This is a genomic window from Bacillus sp. MRMR6 (assembly GCF_001940785.1).
GTDB lineage: Bacteria > Bacillota > Bacilli > Bacillales > Cytobacillaceae > Neobacillus.
Genome location: NZ_MSLS01000003.1, coordinates 81823 through 97076, shown reverse-complemented (window position 1 = coordinate 97076; position 15254 = coordinate 81823). Strand labels below are relative to the sequence as shown.

Annotated in this window: 15 protein-coding genes; 14 read left to right on the top strand and 1 reads right to left on the bottom strand. The window is 41.2% G+C overall.

Annotation, left to right across the window (positions count from 1 at the left end):
- Positions 1-10: 10 nt before the first annotated feature.
- The 13 genes from rsbW (at position 11) to BTR25_RS04635 (ending at position 13416) form a co-directional block, all read left to right on the top strand.
- Positions 11-481, top strand: a complete 471-nt coding sequence (gene rsbW, locus BTR25_RS04700) for an anti-sigma B factor RsbW (RefSeq protein ID WP_075686648.1) — start codon at positions 11-13, stop codon at positions 479-481.
- Complete coding sequence (sigB, locus tag BTR25_RS04695) at positions 447-1241, top strand: RNA polymerase sigma factor SigB (protein ID WP_075686646.1); 795 nt, start codon at positions 447-449, stop codon at positions 1239-1241. The genes rsbW and sigB overlap by 35 nt, the downstream gene beginning before the upstream one ends.
- Complete coding sequence (locus BTR25_RS04690; RefSeq protein WP_075686644.1) at positions 1234-1833, top strand: PP2C family serine/threonine-protein phosphatase; 600 nt, start codon at positions 1234-1236, stop codon at positions 1831-1833. Before sigB ends, BTR25_RS04690 begins: the two co-directional genes overlap by 8 nt.
- A gap of 82 nt (positions 1834-1915) precedes the next feature.
- The gene (locus tag BTR25_RS04685) at positions 1916-2239 is read left to right on the top strand and encodes a YflT domain-containing protein (protein WP_075686642.1); all 324 of its coding nucleotides are present in this window, start codon (positions 1916-1918) and stop codon (positions 2237-2239) included.
- Positions 2240-2405: 166 nt separating this feature from the next.
- Positions 2406-2642: a DUF1146 family protein gene (locus tag BTR25_RS04680; protein ID WP_075686640.1), complete on the top strand. Its 237-nt coding sequence runs from the start codon at positions 2406-2408 to the stop codon at positions 2640-2642.
- Between the two features lie 293 nt (positions 2643-2935).
- Entirely contained in the window at positions 2936-3685 is a 750-nt protein-coding gene (locus BTR25_RS04675; RefSeq protein ID WP_075686638.1) for a YwmB family TATA-box binding protein, read from the top strand.
- 32 nt (positions 3686-3717) lie between these two features.
- Positions 3718-5028: a UDP-N-acetylglucosamine 1-carboxyvinyltransferase gene (gene murA / locus BTR25_RS04670; protein WP_075686636.1), complete on the top strand. Its 1311-nt coding sequence runs from the start codon at positions 3718-3720 to the stop codon at positions 5026-5028.
- Positions 5029-5345: 317 nt separating this feature from the next.
- The gene (spoIID, locus tag BTR25_RS04660) at positions 5346-6368 is read left to right on the top strand and encodes a stage II sporulation protein D (protein WP_075686633.1); all 1023 of its coding nucleotides are present in this window, start codon (positions 5346-5348) and stop codon (positions 6366-6368) included.
- A 264-nt stretch (positions 6369-6632) separates the two neighbouring features.
- Positions 6633-7472 carry a BglG family transcription antiterminator LicT gene (licT, locus tag BTR25_RS04655; RefSeq protein WP_075686631.1) on the top strand — a complete coding sequence of 280 codons (840 nt, stop codon included), beginning with the start codon at positions 6633-6635 and terminating at the stop codon, positions 7470-7472.
- 409 nt (positions 7473-7881) lie between these two features.
- A complete protein-coding gene (locus BTR25_RS04650; RefSeq protein ID WP_075686629.1) occupies positions 7882-9753 on the top strand; it encodes a beta-glucoside-specific PTS transporter subunit IIABC in 1872 nt (623 codons plus the stop codon).
- 76 nt (positions 9754-9829) lie between these two features.
- Positions 9830-11245 (top strand): glycoside hydrolase family 1 protein, encoded by a 1416-nt coding sequence (locus BTR25_RS04645; protein ID WP_075686627.1) that lies wholly within the window; start codon positions 9830-9832, stop codon positions 11243-11245.
- Between the two features lie 658 nt (positions 11246-11903).
- The gene (locus tag BTR25_RS04640) at positions 11904-12866 is read left to right on the top strand and encodes a nuclease-related domain-containing protein (protein ID WP_139311171.1); all 963 of its coding nucleotides are present in this window, start codon (positions 11904-11906) and stop codon (positions 12864-12866) included.
- Between the two features lie 109 nt (positions 12867-12975).
- Positions 12976-13416, top strand: a complete 441-nt coding sequence (locus tag BTR25_RS04635; RefSeq protein ID WP_075686623.1) for a hypothetical protein — start codon at positions 12976-12978, stop codon at positions 13414-13416.
- Between the two features lie 222 nt (positions 13417-13638).
- Here the strand turns inward: BTR25_RS04635 and BTR25_RS04630 are convergent, their stop codons facing one another.
- Entirely contained in the window at positions 13639-14073 is a 435-nt protein-coding gene (locus BTR25_RS04630; protein WP_368482967.1) for a VanZ family protein, read from the bottom strand.
- Between the two features lie 149 nt (positions 14074-14222).
- Between BTR25_RS04630 and spoIIQ the strand changes: the two genes are divergently transcribed.
- Positions 14223-15038, top strand: a complete 816-nt coding sequence (gene spoIIQ / locus BTR25_RS04625; RefSeq protein ID WP_075686619.1) for a stage II sporulation protein SpoIIQ — start codon at positions 14223-14225, stop codon at positions 15036-15038.
- Positions 15039-15254 lie beyond the last annotated feature (216 nt).

Below are 15254 nucleotides of genomic sequence, written 5' to 3'. Positions count from 1 at the left end.
GTGGGGGATTATGGAATACATCGAAATCAAGATTCCAGCAAAACCAGAATATGTAGGTGTTATTCGATTAACATTATCAGGAATTGCGGGCCGAATGGGCTTTAGCTATGAAGAGATAGAAGATATGAAGATTGCTGTTAGTGAGGCCTGTACCAATGCGGTCCAGCACGCCTATCGCGCGGACGAAGGCGGGGAAGTTGTCATCGGCTTTGGGATTTATCCAGAAAAGCTAGAAACGATGGTGGCGGATTATGGGAAAAGCTTTCATTTTGAAAAAATGAAAGACAGGTTCGGACCATATACCAAATCAAGTACAGCAGACGACCTTTCTGAGGGAGGGTTAGGTATATTTTTAATTGAAACACTTATGGATGAAGTCCATGTATTAAATGATTCTGGCGTGACAGTATTCATGGTGAAGCATGTATGCGGGGAGCGTGAAACTCATGACACAGCCATCTCAAACCTGGAAACGAAATAAAGAGGAAATCGATCAGTTAATTTTAGAATTTCAGCGAACGGAAAGTCCTGAAGTCCAAACCGTGCTGGTTGAACATTATACCGCCCTTGTCGGGAGCCTTGCTTACAAGTATTCGAAGGGCAGGGACTATCATGAAGATATTAGACAGGTAGGAATGATTGGGTTATTAGGGGCAATTAGAAGATATGACCCTGATGCAGGTAAATCGTTTGAAGCTTATCTAATTCCGACCGTTATTGGAGAAATTAAGCGGTACCTAAGGGATAAGACGTGGAGTGTCCATGTTCCGAGACGAATTAAAGAATTATGGCCAAAGGTGAAAACAGTAGTGGACGAGCTGACGAATCGTTATCAGCGCTCGCCAAAGATACCGGAAATTGCTCAGACTCTGGAGGTCAGTGAGGAAGAAGTGTTAGAGGCAATGGAAATGGGGCAAGGCTATCAAGCTCTGTCGGTCGATACTCCGATTGAAACAAGTTCTGAGGGCAGTACACTGACGGCACTCGATGTTGTCGGCACCCGTGATAGGGGATTTGAATTAGTAGAGCAACAGGAGCTGCTCCAAAGTGTCTTACATGTTTTATCAGATCGTGAAAAGGAAATTCTCCACTGGACCTTTGTTGAAAATAAAACGCAAAAGGATACAGGTGAGGTTATGGGGATTTCGCAAATGCATGTGTCCCGTTTACAAAAGAAGGCGATTGAAAAGCTCCGCAGCGAGTTAGATAAAAATGCCCGTCTCGAGGCTACCAATGCTTGAACATCAATCGAATCAGTATATTCAATCATTAGCCTATCAGCTAGCAAAGCAAGGAAACAGCTGTAACGGCGATAGTTTTTATATGAAAGCAACGGAGAATTATTATATTTGTGTGGTGGCTGATGGGTTAGGAAGCGGTCAGCATGCCCATGACTCGTCAAATGCGATTAAGGAAGTGGTTGAAAAGCGGCATTCTGAAGAGATTGATGTGCTGATGGATGCTTGTAATCAAAGTTTGAAGTTGAAAAGGGGGGCGACCGTATCGATTTTAAGAGTAGATTTTCATCAGAAGCTCGTTTCCTATTGCTCAGTTGGAAATATTCAATTTGCCTTTTACAACCCTCCAGGACTCTATATTTATCCGATCCCTGTTAATGGTTTTTTATCAGGAAAGCCCCAAACGTATCGCATTGAAACATTTCCATATGAAAAAGAGTCTAAATTTATCATCCACACCGACGGCCTTCATCCTCCATCCATTAAACGTGTACTAGCCGATTTTCAAACGATTGAAGGCGTGTCGAGCCGGCTGCAGCCTTATACAAAAGCACGCAAGGACGACGCGACCTTTGTAGTTGGACAGCTGCTTTGATCTTTTGCAAAAAAAGGTTTGAAATTCAAAAAAACGGATAAATACATGGTAAGTTTCTAATTTTTAAAAGGAGGAACCGAAAATGGAATTTGTAAGAGTGGTTGAAAATGGTGTAGAAGCGAGAGCGGAGATTGATAAGTTTATCACTACAGGTTTTCTAAAAGACGAAATTTATGTGCTGGCACATGATCGGCAGCGCTCGGAGAACTTAACAGATGCCTTTGACATTAACCAAATTGGGGTAGCCGAGCAAGGCTTGTTCGATACCTTTGCCAACGTGTTCCGCTCCCGTGGTGACGAACTTCGTGCAAAGCTCGAGTCGCTGGGCTTAACCTCAGCAGAAGCCGAAGAGTACGAAGAGGAACTGGACCAAGGAAAAGTGTTAGTTGTCGCAAAAACGAATTAATCAAGGACTTGAGAGGAAATGAAAGACCAAGGTGGTCTTTTGTTTCCTCTCGATGCTTTGAACCTTCACTAAAAAATGTTACAAATATTACAGATAACCGAAACCTTTTCTGCTTTGATACGTCAATATAGTTGGGTATTTTATTGTCTTATAAGGAGGTCGTAGGATGTTTAATGATTTTGGACAAATGGCGTTAGTAAGTATTTTTTCACATTTGGTTTTTATTAGTCTTGCCTGGTGGGCACTTCAAGCAGTTCGCTTAGATCAAGTTTTGAAACCGAACCATGTTTTTCAAGCGAGATTATTGTACATATTATTGGCTGTTTTTCTTGGATCGACTGTTAGTAATTTTTTCCTAGACTACCTACAATGGTCAAGGCAGCTACCCTTAATGTTCCAATAGAGTGAAACTTCCATCAGTGGGGGTTTTACTGTCCGTTAATGCGGGGTAAAAGTAGAACTGGAAAAAATTTAGGTCTTCGTACATGTTCCCTTTTACGAATAAATTGAGTACAATCGTATTTAGTGTGAAAAAGACCGTAATTTTTATAACAAAGTTATTTATGTTAAAAACCAACATACAGCTAGACGACAGCAAGTGAAGTTTTGAACAAAGTACTTTGTCAAAAAGTGACGACATTTCCCAAGTATGCTCTTTCTCTCCTTGGTAACAATGGTAGTAAGGGGGAGATAGAGATGAGAAAGAAATTTTCAAGCATATTCATCATGATGATAATTTTAACGACGATGGTTGGCTTTGGTAACCGCCTAACAGAAGCAAAAGGCGGTCTCGATATAGTGAAAATCGCAGAAGTTTTTCAAACAGAAGATATCATGCTCGAAGAATGGTCTTTTTATGCAAGGGAACAACTGGTTGACCTTAATTCAGAGATAGAGGTACAGGAATATGTACAGGAGCTTCAGCAGAAATTTCCAGATTGGGATTGGTCCCGGGCTGAAACCAGCCAAAAATGGGAAGTAATGGCAGTTTCTCCAACTTCTAAACACCACAAAGAAACGCTTCAAATTATGGCAACCCACACAAAACAACCTGTTAATGCGTATATAGTTTATAGGGTCAGCGGTAAAGAGTGGAATAAGGAGATGGAGTCCTTTTTCACAAAGGATCAATACGAAAATAGGCTATCAGACATATTTCGAGGAAAACCAACAATTTTTTCTTGTATGAAAGGCAGCGTCAATGATAAGATTGATACGGCTTTACCTGTAATGGCAAGTAATTTGCTTGAAATTTTTAAAGCTAACGAGGTCGAAGCGTTAAAAGAGGATAATTTCATGTCTGTATCGGCGTTTTCACCGCTGTTTTCAGACACCATTGGAAAAACATACGATAACATGAACTTACAAATTGCGATACGCTCCGAAGGATTGGGCGCTCGAACTACCCTTGTAGTTGGCACACCAATCATTACGATTGAATATTAATATAGAGAAAATGGACGCGGAGGGGAATACTCTTGGAAAAGATCATCGTCCGCGGCGGAAAAAGGCTATATGGAACGGTTAAAGTTGAAGGTGCAAAAAATGCCGTTTTGCCTGTACTCGCTGCCACATTATTAGCAAGTGACGGAAAAAGTGTAATACGTGATGTACCTACACTCTCCGATGTATACACAATCAATGAAGTATTGCGCAACTTGAACGCTGAAGTTGCTTTTGATAACAATACGGTTGTCGTCGATGCATCAAGAGAGTTAGAAGTAGAAGCGCCTTTCGAATATGTTCGAAAAATGCGTGCTTCTGTACTTGTAATGGGATCATTACTCGCCCGCAATGGCCGTGCTCGTGTAGCATTACCAGGCGGCTGCGCAATCGGTTCTCGCCCAATCGACCAGCATCTGAAAGGCTTTGAAGCCATGGGTGCGAAAGTGAAGGTTGGTAATGGCTTTATTGAAGCGGAAGTAGATGGCCGCTTAAAAGGTGCAAAAGTCTATTTAGACTTCCCAAGTGTTGGGGCGACTGAAAATATCATGATGGCTGCAACCCTTGCAAAAGGAACAACCATCATTGAGAACGTAGCGAAAGAACCTGAAATCGTCGACCTTGCAAACTTCTTGAATAAGATGGGCGCAAACGTACGCGGCGCTGGCACAGGGACACTTCGTATTGAGGGTGTGGATGTGTTGTTTGGCGCTGACCACAATATCATTCCAGACCGGATTGAAGCTGGAACCTTTATGGTAGCAGCTGCCATTACGGGTGGAAATGTCCTTGTACAGGGAGCAGTTCCAGAGCATCTATCTTCTCTAATTGCAAAAATGGAGGAAATGGGTGTAGAGATCGTCGAGGAAAATGATGGCATTCGTGTCATCGGTCCAGAAAAGCTTAAGGCAGTCGATATTAAAACGATGCCGCATCCAGGTTTCCCAACAGATATGCAATCGCAGATGATGGCCCTATTGCTCCGTGCAAAAGGCACCTCTATGATTACCGAGACGGTTTTTGAAAACCGCTTTATGCACGTTGAGGAATTCCGCCGGATGAATGCTGAAATTAAAATTGAAGGTCGTTCGGTGATTCTGACCGGACCATCTAACCTTCAAGGCGCTGAAGTTTCTGCTACAGACCTTCGTGCAGCAGCCGCTCTTATTTTAACAGGGCTGGTTTCTGAAGGAAACACAAGGGTAACTGAATTAAAGCATTTAGATCGTGGCTACGTGAACTTCCACGGCAAGCTTGAAGCATTAGGCGCAGACATTGAACGTGTTAACGATGCAGAAGTAATCTTTACCGAAGTAAACACGTTAATCTCAGATATGAACGCGTAAAGGATGTAAGTCCATCTGCAAAATTCATACAACGAAAATTAGTATGCCCGCAATCTTTTTAAAAAATGCATAAAGCCTGACCGAGGGATGTTCAACATTCTTCGGTTTTTGCTTTTTATAGGGCGGTTGCACGGGGACGGTTCTACTGCATCTTTTTAAGCAGTAGAACCGTCCCCGTGCAACTTTTTGCTGAGATTTAAGGTTATTATTTGTACGGTAAATTCCGAATTTTCTATCATTCATTTTTAGTCATAAATGCTTGTCCTCCTCCATAGTATTGAATGAGATGAAACAAATTTCTAACTGGAGGCACATTCATGAAAAAAATCAAACCACTCATCGTACTAGTATCATTTTTATTTGCCTTAGTCTTAATTATACCAGCCGTACTCGTGCTGCCCTTTGCAGACGACAAGGCCAGCGGTAAATTGGGTGAACATGTCACACCTGCCACCGAAGAAACCGGTCCTACTGCAGACGCAGCTGTCGAAGTAGCAGTCTATCGCTCCACATTAGGGCAAATTGAAAATGTCTCACTAGAAGACTATCTGGTCGGAGTTGTCGCCGCAGAAATGCCTGCAGACTTTGAAGAAGAGGCCTTGAAAGCTCAAGCACTGACCGCGAGAACATATATTGTGAAGAAATTACTTAGTAAAGATAAAATTGGTGTTCCTGAAGGGGCAGAGGTCACAGATACTCAACTCCACCAAGTGTATTACAGCGATGCCCAGCTGCGCGATAACTGGGGAAAAGATTATGAATGGAAAGTGAAAAAGGTCTTAGAAGCCGTCCGTACCACAAGCGGACAAATTTTAACCTATAACGGCGAAGCCATCGATGCCTCGTTCCACTCAACAAGCAATGGATACACTGAAAACTCAGAGGATTATTGGCCCAACGAACTGCCTTACTTACGCAGTGTATCAAGTCCATGGGATACAAACTCACCAAAGTTCAGCGACCAAAAAGTCGTGAGTGTGACTGAATTTGAATCCAAGTTAGGTGTGAAAATTGGTTCAAGTGCAACGATTGGAACGATTGTTGACCGAACCGCAGGCAAACGGGTCGCGAAGGTAGACTTTAACGGAAAAGTGTTAACAGGAAAAGAAATACGCGAAAAACTTGAACTGAGGTCATCTGATTTTTCATGGGAACGGAAGGGTGGCAATATCGTCATCACAACCAAGGGCTTTGGCCATGGCGTCGGGATGAGTCAGTATGGGGCCAACGGCATGGCTGCTGAAGGGAAAAACTATCAAGATATTGTGAAACATTATTATCAAGGGATCGAGATATCGTCTGCTGAGAGCATGTTCGCGACGATTACCGCACAGAAATAAGATTGGAGAGTCGGACTATTGGGTCTGGCTCTTTTTGTGGTTGTGGTGGGGTTCTCTTTTCCATTACGTTTACTTCTTCAAATTAATTCTCTTAAACTGTTCATACTAAGAAAAAATTTAAAAATCTTTCTCAAAGAACGAATCTATCACCACAGTCACAATTCTGACTATTGACCTCTACGGCGAATGTAGATAATATAATTTATCAGAGTAGGTTAAAGAATTTTCATATAGATTAGGACGAATAGAGAGAGGTGAAACAGCATGGAAATCGATAAGGTGATTAATAACAATGTCATCAGTGTGTTGGACGAGCATGGTAAGGAGCTAGTGGTGATGGGGAGAGGGCTTGCGTTTAAGAAGAAGCCTGGGGATCCTGTCGATGAGGCTAATATTGAGAAGATTTTTAAGATGGAAAATAAGGATGTTTCGGAACGGTTTAAGATGCTGCTTTATGAAATTCCGATGGAGTACATGGAGATGGCCGATGCGGTGATCGAGCATGGAAAATCGGCGCTTGGCAAAAAGTTGAATGAAAGCATATATGTGTCGTTGACAGACCATATTCATTTTGCCGTTGAGCGCCATCAAAAAGGGCTTGATATTAAAAATGCCCTTCTTTGGGAAATTAAAAGGCTGTATCGTGATGAGTTCGCAGTGGGTAAACAGGCACTGAAAATTGTTCAGGAAAAGCTGGGGATTACGCTTCCTGAGGATGAGGCCGGCTTTATTGCGCTTCATTTCGTGAATGCGGAACTCAATGAAGAGATGCCGAATATTGTCAACATCACGAAGGTCATCCAAGAGGTTTTAAATATTGTGAAATATCATTTTCAGATTGAATTTGATGAGGAGTCGTTGATTTATTATCGATTTGTCACCCATCTTAAATTTTTTGCCCAGCGGATGTTTAGTCAAAATTATATGACCGGGGAAGATGATTTTCTTTTTAAAGTCGTCAAAGAAAAGTACAAGGATGCATACGCCTGTACGGAAAAAATACGAGATTTCATCGAGAAAAAATATCAGTATGAGCTGACAAGTGAAGAGATGCTTTATTTGACACTGCATATTTCAAGAATTATTACCAAACTAGAAAAATAAAAAAATTTCAATGAAAGCGTTGACAGGTAAAAAAAGAGATGGTACTCTATGAATGTAAATTACATATTCGTCAATCAATAGGATTGTTACTGGTTAAGCAGGCAAAACCTAAATTACCGTCTCTCATTGTCAGAGGTGTGTAGTTTAGGTTTTTTTATTTGAATGGATCCGGACTGTTGAAATAAGGCGCAGGTACAATGCTAGAATCATGAATATCAACAACAAAATAATATCTGACAGCAGGATTGTTACTGGTCAAGCAGGCAAAACCTAAGTCGTGAGAGAACCAGAGGACTATTTGTCTTCTATGCTCATACGACTTGGGTTTTTTATTTTTAAAAAAGGTTGATTTTCGTTCTAGGTTTTCGACTTTTGAAATCTACCAATAAAAAATACTGGGGTGTGTAAAATGTCAAAAAATGAAAGAATTGCTAAAGAAGTTCTTGCACTAGTTGGCGGAGAGCAAAACGTAAACTCTCTTGTACATTGTGCTACTAGACTTCGTTTTGGATTAAAAGATACATCAAAAGCAAACACAGCAAAATTATTAAAAACAGATGGTGTTATTACGGTTAAAGAAAGCGGCGGACAGTACCAAGTGGTAGTCGGTAACAATGTCCCTGAAGTATTTGCTGAAATCGGCAAAATCTCCAATATCACAAAGGATGCAAAAAATGCTCCTAAGAACACAGAAGAAAAAGGAAATCTATTAGGGAAAGCAGTAGATATCGTATCAAGTATTTTCGCTCCGTTACTAGGTGTTATGGCGGGTGCCGGTATTCTAAAAGGTTTATTGTTAATCGCGGTAAACTTCGGCTGGTTAGCAAACACAGATCCGACTTACACGATTCTTTTTGCAGCAGCAGATAGCTTGTTCTACTTCTTACCCGTGTTGTTAGCTGTAACAACGGCACGTAAGTTCGGCGGAAACGTTTTTGTTGCCTTAACGATTGCTGGTGCGTTATTGTATCCGTCGATTATTGCACTAAGATCAACACCACCAGAAGGCGGAGTGGACTTCTTTGGAATTCCAGTAACCCTGATGAGTTATTCATCTACCGTTCTTCCAATCATTCTTGCCGTTTTCGTTATGTGTAAGCTTGAAGGTTTCTTTAATAAGAGAATTCACGAAAGTGTGAAAAATTTCTTAACGCCATTATTCTTATTAGTGATCATGGTTCCATTAACCTTAATCGTATTTGGTCCAATCGGTGTAAACGCTGGTAATGCAGTAGCAGCGGCAATGGTAGCAGCATTTGAATTCAACCCAATTTTAGCTGGTGCGATCATGGGTGCGAGCTGGCAGTTACTCGTTATGTTCGGGATTCACTGGGGATTGGTGCCAGTATTCATCAACAACATCGCCGTTCACGGTCAAGATGGTGTAAAACCAGCAGCAACCGCTTCTGTATTCGCACAAACGGGTGCAATGGTTGGGGTTATGTTAAAAACAAAGAACAAAAAGTTAAAAACATTATCAGGTTCAGCAGCGATTACAGGTCTATTTGGTATCACAGAGCCAGGGATTTACGGGGTAACATTACCACTTAAAAAGCCATTTATCGCAGGTGTAATTGGTGCAGCAATCGGTGGAGGTATCATCGGTTGGGCTGGTACAAACGCATTTGCTTCAGGTGCTCCTGGATTATTAACATTACCTATTTTCTACGGACCAGGCGGCGAAGGTTTCACAGGTTTAATCGTCGGGATCCTTGTCGCATTCTTTGTATCTTTAGGTTTAACCTATGTATTAGGCTTTGAAGATCCAGTGGAAGAAGAAGAAACAGAAACAGATAACGTAACGGCTAGCGAACAAATTGCAAGTCCAATTACAGGTAAGGTAGTCGAGTTGAAAAATGTAGCAGACCCAGTGTTCTCTTCAGAAGCAATGGGCAAGGGAATTGCCATCGAACCGGCTGTTGGCCGTGTTGTTTCACCAGTAAACGGTGTGGTATCCGTTGCTTACAAAACAAAGCATGCCATTGGACTTGTTTCAGACAATGGTGCAGAAATTTTAATCCATGTTGGTCTAGATACGGTACAGCTTGAAGGTAAATACTTCACTTCACATGTTAAACAAGGTGATAAAGTGGCAGCTGGTGATTTACTAGTAGAATTCGATATAGCAAAAATCAATGAAGCTGGTTATGACACGACAACACCAGTGATCGTGACGAATTCCGGCAAGTACTCTGACATTACGATTTCTAAAAAAGGAAATGTAGCAGAAAACGAAACGTTACTCATCCTAGATTCCAACGTGAAAGAAAACATTGCTTAAGATTTTTAAAAAATGATATATGGTTTCAGTTCAGTAGGCTGAAACCATCTGTTTTTAGAGGGAGAGGAATGTAAGTATGAAACACGCACAATTGAAACCATTTCGTAAGGATTTTTTCTGGGGAGCTTCAACTTCTGCTTACCAGGTAGAAGGAGCATGGAATGAGGATGGCAAAGGCCCGTCAGTCATTGATATGCGCGAGAAGTATCCAGAAGGCACAACCGATTATAAAGTAGCGAGCGACCACTATCACCGCTACGCAGAAGATGTGGCTCTCATGGCGGAGATGGGCTTTAAGGCGTACCGTTTCTCGGTTGCCTGGACGCGGGTCATCCCGAGCGGAACAGGTGAAGTGAATCCGAAGGGAATTGAATTCTACAGCCATTTAATCGATGAATTGATCAAGCATGGGATTGAACCGATTGTCACGATGTACCATTTTGACCTTCCATATGCCTTGCAGGAGCGCGGCGGCTGGTCGAACCGTGAAACGATTGATGCTTTTGTTGAGTACGCTAAGGTATTGTTCGAAAGCTACGGCGACCGCGTGAAGTACTGGTTAACGATTAACGAACAGAACATGATGATTATGCACGGAAAAGCCCTTGGCACACTAGATCCGAACCTAGAGGATCCAGACCGTGAGCTTTATCAGCAAAACCACCATATGTTAGTGGCACAGGCAAAGGTAATGGACATTTGTCATGGTGTCTTGCCTACTGCGTTGATCGGGCCAGCACCAAACATTTCTTATGTTTACCCAGCAAGTTCAAAGCCAGAGGATGTGTTAGCGGCGCAGAACTTTAACGCGATTCGCAACTGGTTATACTTAGATGCAGCGGTTTACGGCCGCTATAATGCGACAGCATGGAGCTTTTTAGAAGAAAAAGGTTATACTCCTAGTATTGTTGACGGCGACATGGACATTTTGAAAAATGCCCGCCCGGATTTTCTTGCCTTCAACTACTATACTTCGAAAACGGTTGAAGCTTCTGTCGGCGATGGCAACGACAAGGGCGGTACTGGTGACCAGGAAATCGTGATAGGTGAGGCTGGCGTCTATAAGGGACACAGCAACCCGAACCTTCCGAAAAATGACTTCGGCTGGGAAATCGACCCGACCGGGTTCCGGACAACTTTGCGTGAAGTATACGACCGCTATCAGCTGCCAGTGATCATTACGGAGAACGGTCTTGGTGCGTATGATGTGGTTGAAGAGGACGGCTCTGTACGCGACCCGTACCGAATTGACTATATTAAAAGACATATCGAGCAAATGCAGCTTGCTGTGACAGATGGAGTAGACGTATTCGGCTACTGCCCATGGTCAGCGATTGACTTAATTTCCACACACCAAGGTGCTAAGAAGCGCTATGGATTTATATTCGTTGATCGTGACGAGTTTGATTTGAAGGAACTGCGCCGAATTCCGAAGCAGAGCTTTTATTGGTATAAGGATGTTATTCGTAGTAATGGAGAGAATTTGGAATAGTGGTGCAAAGATTATCTAAGCCAGGCAGGAGACTGCTTGGCTTTTTTGGTTTGGAGTGTGGTGGGATTGGCAGATAGGGAGTGGAATTTGGCAGATAGAAGTGCTATTTTGGCAGATAGAGCTACCAAAAAGGCAGATACCTTGTGGGACCACCCATTTTAAAGCAAAGATGGACCCTTCGTATTCCAAAAAAAGGTAATTTAGTGACCTGGGCCAGGCTCAGGCCTGGCTTTTTCGAGCTCTAGAGGATGGCCAGGTGGGATTGGCAGATAGGATGTGTAATTTGGCAGATAGAAGTGCTGTTTTGGCAGATAGAACTACCAAAAAGGCAGATAGCGAGTGGGACCACCCATTTTAAAGCAAAGATTAACACTTCGCATTCCAAAAAAAGGTAATTTAGAGACCTGGGCCAGGCTCAGGCCTGGCTTTTTCGAGCTCTAGAGGGGTGGCCAGGTGGGATTGGCAGATAGGATGAGGATTTTGGCCGATAGAACTGCTGTTTTGGCAGATAGAACTAGTAAAACGGCAGATAGGATCTGAAATCTACATAGCCGCCTTTCCAGCCTTAAAATAATACATAATTTTGTAACAAACTTTTAGCAGGAGGTAATACAGGAAAGAGAGAAAATAGAAGGAAAAGAAGAAAGGACTGTTGCCCATGATAGCAAAGCCATACAAAATGCTAAGAAGTATTGAGATGTATCAAGCATTAATAAGGAGGGTTTCAGATAGTAATATATCAAAGTTCGGATTAGTTAATGATTATAACAATCGACTAACAGGTTGTTTAGGAGAAGAATCAGTAATGAACTTCCATCTTGATCCCCTAGCCAATTCAGACTTCAGAATCTACCATAACCTGCGACTCCTATATGGGAATTATTATTTTCAAATGGATATTCTAATCATAAATACATACTTTGCATTAGTTCTGGAAGTGAAAAATAGAGCGAGAGACTGGCACTTTGATAAAGTAATGAATCAAACCAGCTTTGATAACGAGGGGAAAAAAGAAAGAGCAAATAATCCAATTCTGCAAGCAAAGCTCCAAGCCTATAAACTGAAGGGGTGGTTAAGAGCACATGGTTTTCAAGGTTTGCCGATTCTATATCTATTCGTTAATGCAAATGAAAAAGCGAGTATTTTCATAACTGAGGACAATAAAGAAAGGTGGAATGCCTGTAATAGCGAGTTTCTACTGGAAAGAATTGAACAACTAGCTCACTTTTATAAAAATGAAACACTTGACGAGAAAGACTTAAATAGGATAAATAAGCTGCTGTTAACAAAGAACACCCCGGACGAGCCAAATTTATTTTCAAAGTATAACCTTACGAGCAAGGATATCCGCCCAGGGGTTCACTGTCCCGAATGTAATGCATTACCGATGTCTTACCATGCCGGGAAATGGAGGTGCAAAAAGTGCCGACTAGAGTCCAAAACGGCTTTTGAAGATTCTATTCATGATTACTTCCTTCTGATTAATCCTACTATCACAAACGCTGCTGCCCGTAAATTTCTTCAAATTGATTCTCCTAAAATCATGCATCACCTCTTAAACTCAATGAATCTTACCGCAACTGGTAAATATAAACACACCATTTATCAACAAACACAATAAAAACCACCATAGAAATCTCAAAATAATCTAAGAAAGAAATAATAGATTAAAACAATTTATTCTTGACTTAACCGTGTTATAATATAAAAAAAATTCGGAGTGATTTTTAATGGAAAGAACATTAAAATTAATTCTCAATGAATTAAAAGAGCTTAAAGAAGGCCAGAAAGAACTGAAGAAAGACGTTTCGAATATTAAAGAAGGACAGAAAGAACTGAAGAAAGACGTTTCGAATATTAAAGAAGGCCAGAAAGAACTGAAGAAAGACGTTTCGAATATTAAAGAAGGACAGATAGAACTGAAGAAAGACGTTTCGAATCTTAAAGAAGGACAGAAAGAACTAAAGAAGGACGTTTCTAGTATTAAAGATAACCTGATCAACGGTTTGGGTCCATACTTTGAACACATAGAGAAACATATAGATGAAAAGACAGTAGAACTAAAAGGTTCATTAGAAGACCAACAACGGGTCATTGATACCTTAGCAGCTCGTTCTGTTAAGCACGAAAGTGAAATGAAAGACTTTAAGCGCATAGTAAAGAACCAATAAGGAGGATATTGCTCCTTATTTTTTGTTCTTCAAATAATTTCCAAATGGTTCATTACACAGTCCGAAGAAAACGTACATCATAATTTAAAAAGAAGGCAATCATTTCGCCTTCGTTTTTCTCTTCTACTTAAGTGTAGCAAGGGGTGCAAAACAACTTATAATTAAAGTGTTTTTTGGCATTTTGCACCCAAAAACAGAACCCGTTCCAGTAATCTGTAATGGCTAGATTTTCCTAATTAAATTTAATGCACTTCCAAGCCGCTTAAATTTCCCTTTAAACAGTGCCCCTCTTATAAAATAAAACGCCACACCCACACCGATGAAATCTTTTACCAAATCAAACCACGATGCGGAACGGTACGGATAGAAGGATTGGTGAAGTTCGTCCGTTATCCCGTACAGGCCGGCAATCACTGCGCATACCAGATTGAGGGCAGGTGTGAATTCACGCCGTCCGGTTAAGAAAGCTAGTACGAGTAATACATATAGAATACCGAACTCTATTAAATGCAAGGATTCCTTAATCGTCCGGTCAATTTGTGAGTCTGGCAGCTCGACGAAATGATTGGCGGGCAGGCTCGACATCGTCCAGATTGCGGCCATATAAGCTACAGGCAGCAGGCGCAGCAGCCATTTTAAAATGTTCATAATTCTCATTCCTCCTAGTCATTTACAGGAAATAAAAAAATTTCCCCAATCTATGTATAAAACAAGTACCCTTGTCGAAAAATAAGTTTTAAAATTTTTTTTTTGCTAGTGTATATAATTCTACTTATCTGTTCAGAATGATTGCTGAGGTGATGAAAATGAGAGAGGAAGAAAACAAACGATCTTCTCAAGGTTCCAGCGTAAAACGCTTTTTCAAAAAGCGTTGGGTATTTCCAGCCATTTATATTGCAAGTGCAGCAATCATTTTGACAGGAGTCCTTTGGTACCAAGGCAGTGACAATGCAACAGACAAGTATAACTACGATGCCACTGACATAGCTGGTAAAAACAATGACAAACCAGCAATTGAAGTTAATACCGTAATGGAAAACTTCAAAATGCCTGTGGAAAAAGCAGATGAAGCTGTTATCAAAATGGGATTCTATGATTTCAAAGCTAAAGACGAAGACCAGGAAGCAGCATTAGTATTTTACAATAATACGTATGTTCCAAACACTGGTGTCGACATCGTGATGGAAGATGGCGAATCCTTTACAGTAGTGGCTGCTCTCAGCGGTGAAGTAATCAGAGTCGAAGAAGATGCCGTACTTGGTAACGTTATCGAAATCGAACACGATAAAGGTATTGTAACACATTATCAATCGGTTAAAGATGTTAAGGTCAAGGTTGGCGAGCAAGTAAAACAGGGACAAGTCCTTGCCATGGCTGGACAAAGCTTGTTCAATGAAGAAGCTGGAACACATGTACATTTTGAAATCCGTAAAGATGGTGTAGCTGTTAATCCTGCAAACTATTTTAACAAATCGTTAAGCGTATTACAGCAAGAACCTCTTGTGGAAGAGAAAGAAGATAAAAAGAAAGTTGAAGACCCTGCATCTTCCGAAGAGGAAGCTGAAGAGGGAACTCCAGCTGAAGACGAGTCTTCTGGATCAACTAACAATACAAATTCATAATCAGATAGAAACCATGCCGATTAGGTGTCGTTGACTAGTGACAAAAGGGGAAAGGGGAAAAAACCTTCCTCTTTTTTTTCGTTGATTTTTGGCGAAAAGTGACCAAAATGGGATTGTGCCAAGAGAAAGAGGATACTTATAAGTAATCTTGTAAAAGTTTGGAACGTTTCTCTCTTTCAATCGTCTTATTAAAGAGGAGTTTCTAGCATATGGTAA

Excerpts from the sequence above, each read along its gene's own strand:
- BTR25_RS04645 (WP_075686627.1), top strand. The coding sequence starts at position 9,830 with ATGAAACACGCACAATTGAAACCATTTCGTAAGGATTTTTTCTGGGGA.
- BTR25_RS04640 (WP_139311171.1), top strand. The coding sequence starts at position 11,904 with ATGATAGCAAAGCCATACAAAATGCTAAGAAGTATTGAGATGTATCAA.
- sigB (WP_075686646.1), top strand. The coding sequence starts at position 447 with ATGACACAGCCATCTCAAACCTGGAAACGAAATAAAGAGGAAATCGAT.
- BTR25_RS04690 (WP_075686644.1), top strand. The coding sequence starts at position 1,234 with ATGCTTGAACATCAATCGAATCAGTATATTCAATCATTAGCCTATCAG.
- licT (WP_075686631.1), top strand. The coding sequence starts at position 6,633 with ATGGAAATCGATAAGGTGATTAATAACAATGTCATCAGTGTGTTGGAC.
- spoIID (WP_075686633.1), top strand. The coding sequence starts at position 5,346 with ATGAAAAAAATCAAACCACTCATCGTACTAGTATCATTTTTATTTGCC.
- spoIIQ (WP_075686619.1), top strand. The coding sequence starts at position 14,223 with ATGAGAGAGGAAGAAAACAAACGATCTTCTCAAGGTTCCAGCGTAAAA.
- BTR25_RS04650 (WP_075686629.1), top strand. The coding sequence starts at position 7,882 with ATGTCAAAAAATGAAAGAATTGCTAAAGAAGTTCTTGCACTAGTTGGC.
- BTR25_RS04685 (WP_075686642.1), top strand. The coding sequence starts at position 1,916 with ATGGAATTTGTAAGAGTGGTTGAAAATGGTGTAGAAGCGAGAGCGGAG.
- BTR25_RS04680 (WP_075686640.1), top strand. The coding sequence starts at position 2,406 with ATGTTTAATGATTTTGGACAAATGGCGTTAGTAAGTATTTTTTCACAT.
- BTR25_RS04635 (WP_075686623.1), top strand. The coding sequence starts at position 12,976 with ATGGAAAGAACATTAAAATTAATTCTCAATGAATTAAAAGAGCTTAAA.
- BTR25_RS04675 (WP_075686638.1), top strand. The coding sequence starts at position 2,936 with ATGAGAAAGAAATTTTCAAGCATATTCATCATGATGATAATTTTAACG.
- BTR25_RS04630 (WP_368482967.1), bottom strand. The coding sequence starts at position 14,073 with ATGAGAATTATGAACATTTTAAAATGGCTGCTGCGCCTGCTGCCTGTA.
- rsbW (WP_075686648.1), top strand. The coding sequence starts at position 11 with ATGGAATACATCGAAATCAAGATTCCAGCAAAACCAGAATATGTAGGT.